Origin of the sequence: Chryseobacterium salviniae, assembly GCF_035819015.1 — a bacterium.
GTDB lineage: Bacteria > Bacteroidota > Bacteroidia > Flavobacteriales > Weeksellaceae > Chryseobacterium > Chryseobacterium salviniae.
Genome location: NZ_JAYLAA010000048.1, coordinates 50,026 through 62,909, shown reverse-complemented (window position 1 = coordinate 62,909; position 12,884 = coordinate 50,026). Strand labels below are relative to the sequence as shown.

Below are 12,884 nucleotides of genomic sequence, written 5' to 3'. Positions count from 1 at the left end.
GGGGGCGGCGGCTTCCCCGCCCCCCCGAAAACAAAAAGGATGCCGCGGCAATCGGGGCTAATAAAAACCGGAGGCTTCGAGCCCCTCAGCCTCCGGTTTTATAGAAACAGATGATAATTTCATGTTTATATAAGTAAGCCGGTAAATGGCATTATTAATCATAATTAATAAAATAAATGAAAACTTTTAGTAATGCTTATGGTATAAATTTATAAATTGTACTCATATAATAATAGAGTTGTTGCTAATACTTAACAAACAGACTAAGTGTTTCATTTACAATTCTACTTTAACAAAACCCCTTTTAAAACCTACACACCCATTTAAATTTTCATTAATTTTACAATTACCCCTTAATTTTTTAGGGTTAAAATATTTTTTATTCATTTTTTTCGTAAATTTGCATCGTAAAAATCAAACCTAATATGTCAACTTTAAGATTCAAAGCGTTAGAAACTTTACCATTTAAGGACTTTAGAAGAGATAATTCTGTAGAAGTTCCTGTAAAATTATCCGAATTGTTTTGCCAAAATGTTTTCTCAGAAGAAACAATGAGAGAATATTTAACGAAAGAAGCATTCAATTCTATTATGGATGCTGTAAAAAAAGGAACTAAAATCCAGAGACACATTGCAGACCAGGTAGCTGTAGCAATGAAAGACTGGGCCATGAGCAAAGGGGTAACCCACTACACCCACTGGTTCCAGCCTTTAACAGGAAGCACTGCTGAAAAGCACGATTCTTTCTTCACCCCAATCGAAGGGGGAAGAGCAATCGAAAGATTCAGCGGAAATTTATTGATCCAGCAGGAGCCGGATGCATCTTCTTTTCCGAACGGTGGTATCAGAAACACTTTTGAAGCGAGAGGTTATACAGCTTGGGATCCTACATCTCCTGCATTTATCATGGGAACTACATTATGTATTCCTTCTATTTTCATCTCTTATACCGGAGAAACCTTAGATTACAAAGCACCTCTTTTAAGAGCACTTAACGCTGTGGATGAAGCTGCAACCAACGTAATGCAGTATTTCGACAAAAATGTTACCAAAGTAACGCCTACTTTAGGTTGGGAACAGGAATATTTCTTGGTTGATTCTGCATTGTACCAGTCCCGCCCGGACCTGGTTTTAACAGGAAAAACATTATTAGGCCACTCGCCCGCAAAAGGACAGCAGCTTGATGATCATTATTTCGGTTCTATTCCTACAAGAGTAATGAACTTTATGATGGAATTAGAAGTTGAATGCATGAAGCTGGGAATTCCTGTAACCACAAGACATAATGAAGTAGCACCGAACCAGTTCGAGCTTGCACCGATGTTTGAAGAGGTGAACGTTGCGGTTGACCACAATTCTTTATTGATGGATGTAATGGCAAGAGTTACACACAGGCATCATTTTCATATATTATTCCACGAAAAGCCATTTGCAGGCGTAAACGGAAGCGGAAAGCACAACAACTGGTCTTTAGCAACCGATACTGGCGAAAACCTTTTAAGCCCGGGAAAAAATCCTAAGAAAAACTTACAGTTCTTAACATTCTTCGTGAATACCATCAAGGCGGTCCATGAGTATGCAGATCTTTTAAGAGCAAGCATTGCTTCCGCGAGCAATGACCACCGATTAGGTGCCAATGAAGCTCCACCGGCAATTATCTCCGTATTTATCGGAAGCCAGCTTTTCAGAGTACTGGAAGAGCTTGAAAAAGTAACGGAAGGAAAACTTTCCCCGGACGAAAAAACAGATTTAAAACTGAATGTTGTTGGAAAAATTCCTGAAATTTTACTGGATAACACCGACAGAAACAGAACTTCTCCTTTTGCATTCACAGGAAATAAATTTGAGATCAGAGCGGTTGGTTCTTCTGCAAACTGCGCAGAATCTATGACGGTAATGAATACCATCGCAGCAAAACAGCTTCGTGATTTCAAAAAAGAAGTGGATGCATTGATTGAAAAAGGCCTTAAGAAAGACGAAGCTATCTTCAACATATTAAGAGAGTACATCAAGCAGTGTAAAAATATTATGTTTGAAGGTGACGGATACTCTGACGACTGGGCGATAGAAGCGGAAAAAAGAGGGCTAAACAACCTGAAAACAACTCCGGAAGCACTTAAGCAGGAGATGGATGAAAAATTCCTGGCACTCTACGAAGAATTAGGGATTTTCACCCACAGAGAAGTTGAGGCGAGAAATGAAATTAAATTAGAAAAATATTCAACCGTTATTGATATTGAAGCAAGAGTTTTAAGTGATATTGCAAGAAACCACATTATTCCTTCGGCTTTAAATTATCAGAACAGACTGATTGAAAACGTAAAAGGCCTAAAAGAAATTTTTGGAGATGATGAGTTCAGATCTTTAGCAAAAGAACAAATGAGCTTAATTGCAAGCATTTCTGAAAATGTATCCAAAATCAAATTGGGCGTTGAAGACCTTATCAAGGCAAGAGAGGAAGCAAAAGCGATTTCTGACAGCCAAAAGCAGGCAGAAGATTACTGCAATAAAGTGAAGCCATTATTCGACGTTATCAGAGAAGCATCAGATGCCTTGGAAATGATGGTAGATGATGAACTTTGGCCAATGACAAAATACAGGGAAATGTTGTTTACAAAATAACATTTGTAAAGTTCCATATTAGTTTAAACTCTCCGTATTTCCGGAGAGTTTTTTCTTTAGTACTATTTTAAACCAATTGAATAAAGTACTATTTAAAAGCGTGCATTTCAGCCGAACGAAGAGATAAAAACATTGCTGAAATTATTTGAATTCTATTCTTTAAATTAGAGTTATTCTACAGATACCACAGATATTGAAGTATTTATATTTTTATTTTGTTAAAGAATCTTAATAAAAAAAACCGCTAACATTACCAAAATAGGCTGTTGCGGTTTATTTTTCTTTAACATACTGAAATAATATGTTAAAATGTGTTAAAATAAGAACATGATATTATTCATATCAAAGCCCTTTTATACGGAATACATATTTTTGTATTGCTTTTGAAAAATACTTATTCCTTTAACACGGTAATCAAATATATATGAAGAAAAGAGTTTTGTTTTATTTAATTGCTTTGGTTTCTACAGTTTCACTACAATCATGCGTTACAAATTATGTAGTTTCAAAACCAGCAACTTACGCTAAAGAATACAAAACAGATGCCAAACTAGCTTCTATTGACACACACAAAATGGAGCAGGACAAGCAACAACTGATCAACTCGTTTCTTGCAGAAAAGGCAGCTTCTTTAGCAAACACTAAAAATTCCATTAAAAATTCTGAGATTGCAAAAGCAATCATGCACAATAAAACCATTGACAATATTTTAACAGAAGCTCAGACTTATCTTGGAACGCCTTACCGATACGGAGGGATGACCAGAAACGGAATAGACTGCTCAGCTTTTGTTCTTTCGGTTTTCGGGGCTGCAGCAGGGCTTAGCTTACCAAGAGTAGCGGCATCTCAGTCTCAGGAAGGAGAAAGAGTGGAAAAAGAAAACCTTCAGAAAGGAGATCTGATCTTCTTTTCCCACGGAAGAAGAATTTCTCACGTAGGAATTGTAGAAAGTGTAGATGAGAATGGAGAAGTAAAATTCATTCACGCTGCCACTTCAAAAGGAGTGATGATTTCTTCACTTAATGATTCTTACTGGGGTCCTAAGTACAGATTCGGAAAACGAATAATCAATGAAAAGGGAGAAGCGATCAATAATTTGGCAGCAACAACTCCCACAGCAAACGGAACAAATTTTTAATTTTAAATAATTGATTTAAATAATGAAACCATCAGTAATGATGGTTTTTTTATTGTTGAATTTTGATTGCCTACTTTTTTACTCCTTCCTGAAGGGAAATTGCTCCTAATGCGAACCGGATAAAATATATGAACTATCCGTTCTTATCAATTTCAATATCAAATTTATATAAAAGTCCGTAAACTTCTGAAAGCGAAAATTTTGCCTTTTTAAGACTGTTTTTTGAAGGATCTAAGGTGTAATGAAAAGATGTTCTGAAATCTGCTTTTTCAAGGTTGGTATGATCGAATACAGCGCCTGATAAATCACAATTGCTAAAGACGGCCTGCGATAGATCGCTTTCTGTAAAATCAACCTCAACAAGCTTTGAATTTTTAAATATGATCTTGCGGATTGTTGTTTTATAGAAGACAGAATTATTAAGAATGCAGCCATCAAACCTGAATGACATTCCGAATTCATTGCATTCGTCAAAATGAAGTCCGAGCAATTTACATTCTTTAAAAATGACATCTCTGAAAGCCGTAGAGTTCAATTTTGCCATGCTCAGATTACACCCGGTAAATTCACAGTCATTAAAGCTGAAACCTGAGAGATCTGCATATTCAAAGTTACAATTCCGGAAGATACAGTTTTCATATTCGCCTTTATCTAAAGGTTGTTGTGCGAAATCTGTGCTCTCGAAATTTTGATCTGAGAAATATGATTGTTTCATTGAATTTTGAAAATATTTTTTGTCACGCAGATTGCGCAGATTTTTCAATGTAAAATTTAAACAGAATGGTGTAAACTTCCATCACCCCGCTTCCAACTTCAAACCTTTTAAACCAAACTATTCTTATCTGAATAATTCAGTTTAAAGAAAATAAAAGTCATCATGGAAAAGGCAAGCAGAGAACTTCCTCCGTAGCTAAAATAAGGCAAGGGAATTCCTACCGTCGGAAACAGCCCCATAACCATACCTAAATTGATCGTAAAATGCATTAAAAGGATAGAAGCAAAACAGTACCCGAAAACACTGTTAAAGCCCGATTTCTGTTGCTCTGCAAGATAATAGATCCTTCCGATATAAATCATGTAACAAAGAATCAGAATGACACTTCCTGCAAATCCCCATTCTTCCCCAACGGTACAGAAAATATAATCGGTTTCCTGTTCAGGAACGAACTTCCCCTGCGTAACCGAACCTTCACGATAGCCTTTTCCCCAAAGTCCGCCAGACCCGATCGCCGTTTTAGAATATAACAAATTATAGCCCGATGTATCTCTAAATGCTTTTTCACCTTTATAAAGCACTTCAATTCTTTCTCTCTGATGCTTTGGAAGTTTTTCTAAAATGTGTGGCGAACCGAAAGCCAAACCGCAAAGCAATACCACCGATCCTACAATTCCTGAAATGGAAATAATGTTCCACGACATTTTGTAATAATTCATAGCAATCCAGCCTCCTACGATAATAACAATGGTAATGGCTACCCAAATAGGATTAACCGCCAGTGAAATCAGGAAGACCCCGGCAAAAAGAAAGCCTATCCCGAACAGCAATCCGCTTAGCCCCTCCCGGTATAATGCGATGAAAAACGCAATAAAAACCAGCATGGAACCAACATCCGGAATGGCAAGAACAACTACCGCAGGAATACCGACAATAGCTAAGGTTGTCCAGAGTGATTTTTTATTACTTAAATTAAATTCAGGGCCTGAAACGTAATTGGCAAGCATGAGCGCAGTTCCTATTTTGGCAAATTCCACCGGCTGCATTGTAAAGCTCCCGAATTTATACCAGTTTTTTTGACCAAGAATCTCTTTCCCGAAGGGAAATAAACCGATTAAGAGCAATACTCCTCCGATATAAATAATCCCCGCCATGTTTTCAAAAAATTTGCTTCTTCCGACGAAAATTACCACCCCGACAAAAAGTGAGATACAGAAGAAAATCAGTTGCTTTTCTCCTAATTTCTGATCTACACTATAAATATTTGCAATGGCAAAAGCACATAGCAGAAAATACAGCCCCAGACCTAATTTATCAATTCCTTCTGCCCATTTCATTGCTTAGCCTGTTTTGTTTTGTTAAGATTTTTGGTTTCCTCTTGTATTTTTTTTTGCAGTTTTGCTTTTTGCTCTTTAACCATTTTCAGGCTGTCCTCCAATCTTTTCTGCTTTACAGAGTCCAGAACCGGATCTTTATACAGGCCTTTACGTTTCAGATCGGCAATCCATTGTCTTTTGTATTCGGGCATAAAGCTGGATGTGGTCATTTTTTTATAAAGATGTTCTCTTTTTAGATCTCCTGTAATGTATTTTTCAGCAATAACCGTAGCAGCAGGACCTGCCCATGTTGCCCCGAAGCCGGCGTGTTCCATTACCGCAGCAACTACAATTTTGGGTTTATCCGCAGGTGCAATCAGAACAAAAATTGAATTATCTTTTCCCTGCGGAACCTGCGCGGTACCTGTTTTGGCCAATTGGGTAAAATCATTCGATTTCAATCCGTGGGCAGTACCCCTCAAAACTACCGCTTCCATGCCTTTCAATACCGGATCAAAATGTTTTTTATTCACCAAAGTCTGGTGTTTCTTTTTAAATCTCGGATCAGGATTTGGTTTACCATCGATAGCTTTTACAACGTGAGGTGTGTAATACCATCCTTTATTGGCAATAGCAGCTACATAATTTGCCAGTTGAAGCGGTGTTACCAGTACATCACCCTGTCCCATTCCGTTGAAAATTGCTCCCGTAGCCAGTGGATCCCAGTTTTTATAATCTTTTTTGGAACCGCTCGCTTTTAAGATACTTTCCATTCTTTTTTCATAAAATTCTCCTGTAGGAATTCTTCCTTTTGCTCCCACCGCAAAATCGTTATTTAAAAATTCACCTACTCCGAAGCTGCTCATGATTTTTTTCCATTCATCCACGCCTTTTGAAGGATTTCCCGGATATTTATTGATAATAGCAAGATAGGCATAGGAAAAGTAGCAGTTGCTTGAAACCTGAATCGAAGGAATAAGCGGATCTGCGCCGCCGTGGCCTTTAATTCTTAATCCCCTATAACTAAAGCCTCCACCGCAGGGAAAAATCGTGTTTTCATCCATCACTCCCATCTGCATTGCAGCTAAAGCTGTGAGCAGCTTGAATGTAGAACCGGGAGGATATGCAGCCTGCAAAGACCTGTCGAAGGTCGGTTTATTTTCGTAAATGGTATCTTTTGATAAGGCGTATAAGTTTCTCGATTTATTAGGTCCGGTAAATAGATTCGGGTCGATATCGGGACCCGTGGCGGCAACGAGCACTTCTCCGTTGTTTGGATCAATGGCAACAATGGCTCCATGTTTATTCACCAGCATTTCTTCGGCCATTCTCTGAAGATCGTAGTCGATGGTAAGGGTAATATCTTTGCCGGTCACCACATCTTTATCCAAGGAACCGTTTTTATAAGGCCCTACATTACGCAGTTTTATATCTTTCTGAATGTACTTCATTCCTTTGATTCCCCGAAGTTCTTTTTCGTAAGCCTTTTCGATTCCCGTTTTACCGATAAAATCTCCCGGAAGATAATAAGCAGAATCTTTTTTGATTTCTCTTTCATTCACTTCGCTTGTATAACCCAAAAGGTTTCCGGAGGTTGAAACTTCATACTGACGCTGCGGCCTTGAAACAATGCTGAATGCCGGATATTTAAATATAATCTCCTGAACCCTTGCAATATCTTCCCGGCTGAGGTTTTTCATGAAGGTCATGGGAGTCAGTTTGGAATAATATTTTTCTTTTTTAATAGCATTAATCGTTCTGATAAAATCATTTTTTGAAATTTTCATCAGATTGCAAAAAGCAACGGTATCAAAATCCGGCCTCATCAAAGCTTGTGTAAAGGAAATTTCATAAGCAGGCTGGTTACCTACCATGATTTTACCGTTCCTGTCGAAAATAACGCCTCGCTGTGGGATAACGTATTCAATTTTAATGGAAGTATTAGCTGCATTCAGCGCATAACGGTCGGTAAACAGCTGTAAATAAGCCAGCCTCGCTATAAAAATCACAGCGACAACAAGAAGAACGGAAAAAATTTTTAAATAACGTGTGTTCAAACTTTTTGTTTGATTTTAAATATTAATGCGTAAATAACTATAAATATAAACGAAATTACACTAGTTACCAATACATTAAATAATATTTCAAAAAATCTGCTCAGCTTAAAGAATTCTATATACTGTACCAAAAGCTGATGTAAAAAAATACTGGTGAATAGAAACAGCAAAAACTGCGCCCACTGAAGGGACTGAAATGAGAAGAAATCGGTAGAAGTATCGGTAGAAGTTCTGAAGATTAAGGTTCTGAAATAGGCAATGGATGTTGTGGCAAACGCGTTCATCCCCCATGTTCCAAGAATAACATCTATGGAAAGCCCAAGCAGAAAGCTTAATGCCAGGAACTGAAATTTATTTCTGAAGAAAGGATAAAACATAACGAATACAGGATAAAGCACCGGCGTATACTTCCCGAAAAGGGTAATCCTGTTCAATACAACAATTTGTAATGCAACAAGAAAAATCATGATTAATATGTCCGTAAATAAAGTCCTGCTAATCATCTTCCTTTTTTATTACCGATTGCATCGTATCCTGAATTTTCTGTACTTCAGCCTTTTTAAGGTTTTTAACGACATATACTTTGCTTAATGCTCCCATTTTCTCGCTAAGCTCCACAGAAATATCCCAGAAACCGGTTTTATTATCTACAGAGTATCCTGCGATGGTACCGATCATTACGCCTTTAGGAAAGATCGCTGATTTGCCGTCAGTAACTACCGTGTCGCCAATTTTCAGGGCTACATATTTTGGAATATCGGCAAGGTGCATCACTCTTGAATTATCTCCGTTCCACGTTAGGGTTCCGAAGTATCCAGAATTTTTCAGTGCCGCATTGATCCTGATTTTATTTACACTCAATACCGACTGTACCAAAGCATAGCTGTCTGTAGAGTTGATCACGATTCCTGCAATTCCTTTGGGAGCCATAACGCCCATCTGCGGAAATACGCCATCTCTTCTTCCTCTGTTGATGGTAAAATAATTATTTCTTCGGTTGATACTGTTGAAAACAATTTCACCATCTACAAACGTATAGATTTGCCCGCCTCCCAGCGTATCGTGTACTTTTCTGAACTGAGGATTTTTAGCGCCCTGTTTTCCGTAAAGCTCCGTCATCAATGCTTTATTCTGGGCGACAAGATCTTCATTAATCTGTTTTAGCTTCAGGTAAGAAACCCCTTCATCAATATACCCGGAAACCCAGGAATTCAATGCGGCAGACTGTCCTGCGATCCAGGATTTCTGCATGGCATTTTTAGAGAATATCAGAATGAGAGCAATAATTTGCAGAAATATAAAGAAGACGAAAAGCGCATTCTTCGAAAATAATCTCAGCAAAAATCCCATTCAGATGTATGTCGTAAAAAAGTTAGAATTATTTTATTAAGAAATTGAATTTATCCATATTCTTAAGGGCAATACCCGTTCCGCGAACTACAGCTCTCAACGGATCTTCCGCAACAAATACAGGAAGACCTGTTTTTTTGTGCAATCTGTCTGCAAGTCCTCTTAACAAAGCGCCTCCTCCGGCTAAATAAATACCCGTTTTATAAATATCTGCAGCCAATTCCGGCGGCGTTAAAGAAAGCGTTTCCATTACCGCATCTTCGATTCTGATGATCGATTTATCCAATGCTCTCGCAATTTCTTTGTAGCCAACCATGATTTCTTTTGGCTTCCCTGTAATAAGGTCTCTACCCTGCACCGGAATATCTTCGATATCCACATCGAGGTCTTCCACAGCAGAACCCACTTCGATTTTAATTCTTTCAGCAGTTCTCTCCCCGATGTATAGGTTATGGTGTGTTCTTAGATAGTAAGCAATATCATTCGTAAATACATCACCCGCAATTTTTACAGATTTATCGCAGACAATACCTCCCAGTGCAACCACCGCAATTTCAGTAGTACCGCCGCCTATGTCAATGATCATATTTCCTTCCGGTTTCTGAACATCAATTCCTACCCCTATTGCGGCAGCCATTGGCTCATAAATCAGACGTACTTCTTTGGCGTTTACTTTTTGTGCCGAATCTCTTACCGCCCTTTTTTCAACTTCGGTAATTCCTGAAGGAATACAGATTACGATTCTTAGTGCAGGCTGAATAAATTTACCTTTAATTCCAGGAATTTTTTTGATGAATTCTTTAATCATGTGTTCAGAAGCATGGAAATCGGCAATTACTCCGTCTTTAAGCGGACGGATCGTTTTGATATCCTCATGAGTTTTACCCTGCATATGTTTTGCCTGTTCTCCGACAGCAATTGGTCTCCCTGTAGAACGTTCAATCGCAACAATCGAAGGCTGATCTATAACAATTTTATTATTATGGATGATTAGGGTATTGGCAGTACCCAGGTCTATCGCAATCTCTTGCGTAAACATATCGAATAAACTCATACTTTTACTTCTGATTTTTTAAAGAGTTACAAAGATATAAATTTAACACGTCTAAAGAAATTTAACATGCATATAATTTGGTTAAAATTTTATTAAAATTTACAATGACTTATTAACTTTTACTTTAAGTATTTACAGACGGTAATTTAAACCAGATTTCACATAAAGAAAGGTCAAAAGCGCCATTGTCAGGAACAATGTTTTAATCCTGAACTTTTATTTTGAAATTCGAAAAACAATTGCTCATTTTCTTTAACATTAAAAATCAGATTTTTAGTTAACTTTTAACATTTGGATTCACTAATATTTCTTTTCATATGTGAAATTTCTATTATTTAGAATCATCCCAAAATAGTTTTTTACGATAATTATCATATACATTATCAGAACCCAATTTGTTAAAAAATATGTAAATTTGCCACGCTTATGTTACAGTATTCCAACATACATCAGACGTCTAATTTCGCCGTACTTTCCATTAGTTATGAAAAGGCTGATGTAGAAACCAGAGGCAAATTTGCGTTCTTTGATGAAAACATTAAAAATTTTGTCACCCGGATTCATAATGAAAATTTAGGGGATGCTTTTGTTGTTTCTACCTGTAACAGAACCGAAATTTACACAACTTCTCCAAATTACCTGCTGGTTGCTGAAGAATATTGTAAAACAATCGGGGTGAACCTGATGGATTTCCTTCAGTACGCTAACATTCTTACCAAGGAAGAGGCTTTAACGCATCTTTTCAGGGTGGCGGCAGGCCTGGAAAGTCAGATCATCGGCGATTTTGAAATTATCGGACAGATTAAAAAGGCATACAGCAGGTTCCGGAAAGAAAGACAGAATTCCAATCCATACCTGGAGAGAGCGATCAATTCAGCTATTCAGATTTCGAAAAGGATTAAAAATGAAACCGGGATTTCCAACGGTGCCGCTTCGGTATCTTACGCTGCAGTTCATTATATCCTCAATAACCAGAAAAGGCTTACCGAAAAAAACATCCTTCTTCTCGGTGTGGGAGAAATAGGGCAAAATACAGTTGAGAATCTCGTAAAACACGTGTATCAGCCTAAAATAAAAATTGCCAACAGAACGCAGGAAACTGCTGAAAAAATTTCAGAAAAATATCATATTCCTCATATTGATTATGCTGAATTTGATCAGGAGCTTAAGCAGACTGACATTCTGATTGTAGCAACCGGCGCAAGACATCCTATTGTCAACAAATCCCATTTTCCGAATGGGAAAGAAACTCTGGTAATTGATTTGTCAATTCCGAATAACGTGGATAAAAATGTTATTGAAAACAAAAATGTAACATTAATTGATGTTGATGAGCTTTCGAAACAGATCCAGGAAACCATTCAGCAGAGAGAAAAAGAAATTCCGAAAGCCGAAAAAATCATTAAGGAACTGATGAAAGATTTCCTTGAGTGGGAAAAAAAGAGAAAACTCGCACCCAATATCCATCATTTCAAAGCGGTTCTGAAGAACATGGAACGCAATGAAATGCATAACTTTTACAAAAAAAATAAGTACATAAACATCACGGATATGGAACTTTCCGATAAAATGATTCAGAAAATCACCAACCGTTTTGCAAAATATATTATCGATAATCCGTTAAAAGCCGAAGAAATTAGTAAATTAATGCACGAAATATTAGTTGAACAACCAAACAACGAATTCAATGAAAAGCATTAGAATCGGAACCAGGAATTCCGCACTGGCACTTTGGCAGGCAAGAGAAGTGGCGAGGCACCTTCAGAACAACAATTATCTAACGGAAATCGTTCCTATTGTATCATCCGGCGACAAAAATCTTACGCAGCCTCTGTATGCGCTTGGGATAACAGGGATTTTCACCAAAGATCTTGATATCGCTTTATTAAATGACGAAATTGATATTGCCGTACATTCTTTAAAAGACGTCCCTACCAACCTTCCTGAAAATATTGAAATCGTTTCTTACCTCGAAAGAGATTTTCCTCAGGACGTTTTAATCAGAAAAGAATCTGCAAAAAATAAAGAACTGCACGAACTGAAGCTCGCCACAAGCAGCTTAAGAAGAAGAGCTTTCTGGCTTAAAAATTTTCCTAACGCTGAATTTTCGGACATTCGGGGAAATATACAGACCCGGTTTCAGAAACTTGAAGAAGGAGATTTTGACGCTACTATTTTATCGTTAGCAGGAATCAAGAGAATGAAAATGGACATCGATTATGAAATGATCCCGTTTTTAATCCCGGCACCTTCACAGGGAGTGATTGCTGTTGCAGGGCATTCAGACAAAACAGAAATCAACGAAATTGTAAAAAAATTCACCAATCATACCAACACCCAGATCTGCGTGGAAATGGAAAGAAGCTTCCTTAACACCCTGGAAGGAGGCTGTACGGCTCCCATCGGAGCTTTTGCCGAAATTTTTGATGACCAGATCCGTTTTAAAGCTGCCCTTTGTTCTTTAGACGGCAAAAACTCCATTTCAACCGACGAAAATTTCATTTACAACGAAGAGGAAAACTTCGGGAAAAAGTTTGCTAAAGTTGTTCTGGAGAACGGCGGAAAAGAACTGATGGCCGAAATTAAAAATCAGATTTAAAATTCCATTATTCTTCAGGCTTATATGCTAAAAA

Annotated in this window: 10 protein-coding genes; 4 read left to right on the top strand and 6 right to left on the bottom strand. The window is 37.7% G+C overall.

The genetic code is table 11. The features are described from left to right. Positions 1-425 precede the first annotated feature (425 nt). Together SOP96_RS15140 and SOP96_RS15135 are read left to right on the top strand one after the other, a co-directional pair. Positions 426-2,621, top strand: a complete 2,196-nt coding sequence (locus SOP96_RS15140; protein ID WP_326321763.1) for a glutamine synthetase III family protein — start codon at positions 426-428, stop codon at positions 2,619-2,621. 424 nt (positions 2,622-3,045) lie between these two features. Further along, a complete protein-coding gene (locus tag SOP96_RS15135) occupies positions 3,046-3,759 on the top strand; it encodes a C40 family peptidase (protein WP_326321762.1) in 714 nt (237 codons plus the stop codon). A gap of 133 nt (positions 3,760-3,892) precedes the next feature. On the opposite strand, the gene SOP96_RS15130 is transcribed toward SOP96_RS15135, so the two are convergent. The 6 genes from SOP96_RS15130 to SOP96_RS15105 form a co-directional block, all read right to left on the bottom strand. Beyond that, positions 3,893-4,474: a pentapeptide repeat-containing protein gene (locus tag SOP96_RS15130; RefSeq protein WP_326321761.1), complete on the bottom strand. Its 582-nt coding sequence runs from the start codon at positions 4,472-4,474 to the stop codon at positions 3,893-3,895. A gap of 107 nt (positions 4,475-4,581) precedes the next feature. Beyond that, a complete protein-coding gene (gene rodA / locus SOP96_RS15125) occupies positions 4,582-5,811 on the bottom strand; it encodes a rod shape-determining protein RodA (RefSeq protein WP_326321760.1) in 1,230 nt (409 codons plus the stop codon). Next, on the bottom strand, positions 5,808-7,847 hold the full coding sequence (locus SOP96_RS15120) for a peptidoglycan D,D-transpeptidase FtsI family protein (RefSeq protein WP_326321759.1): 2,040 nt from the start codon (positions 7,845-7,847) through the stop codon (positions 5,808-5,810). The genes rodA and SOP96_RS15120 overlap by 4 nt, the downstream gene beginning before the upstream one ends. Continuing rightward, positions 7,844-8,350 carry a rod shape-determining protein MreD gene (locus tag SOP96_RS15115; RefSeq protein ID WP_326321758.1) on the bottom strand — a complete coding sequence of 169 codons (507 nt, stop codon included), beginning with the start codon at positions 8,348-8,350 and terminating at the stop codon, positions 7,844-7,846. Before SOP96_RS15115 ends, SOP96_RS15120 begins: the two co-directional genes overlap by 4 nt. After that, positions 8,343-9,197, bottom strand: a complete 855-nt coding sequence (gene mreC / locus SOP96_RS15110; RefSeq protein WP_326321757.1) for a rod shape-determining protein MreC — start codon at positions 9,195-9,197, stop codon at positions 8,343-8,345. Before mreC ends, SOP96_RS15115 begins: the two co-directional genes overlap by 8 nt. Before the next feature lie 28 nt (positions 9,198-9,225). Then, positions 9,226-10,251, bottom strand: a complete 1,026-nt coding sequence (locus SOP96_RS15105; protein WP_027381028.1) for a rod shape-determining protein — start codon at positions 10,249-10,251, stop codon at positions 9,226-9,228. 426 nt (positions 10,252-10,677) lie between these two features. Here SOP96_RS15105 and hemA point away from each other — a divergent pair, with 426 nt between their 5' ends. Continuing rightward, entirely contained in the window at positions 10,678-11,952 is a 1,275-nt protein-coding gene (gene hemA, locus SOP96_RS15100; RefSeq protein WP_326321756.1) for a glutamyl-tRNA reductase, read from the top strand. Continuing rightward, positions 11,939-12,850: a hydroxymethylbilane synthase gene (gene hemC / locus SOP96_RS15095; protein WP_326321755.1), complete on the top strand. Its 912-nt coding sequence runs from the start codon at positions 11,939-11,941 to the stop codon at positions 12,848-12,850. Before hemA ends, hemC begins: the two co-directional genes overlap by 14 nt. Positions 12,851-12,884 lie beyond the last annotated feature (34 nt).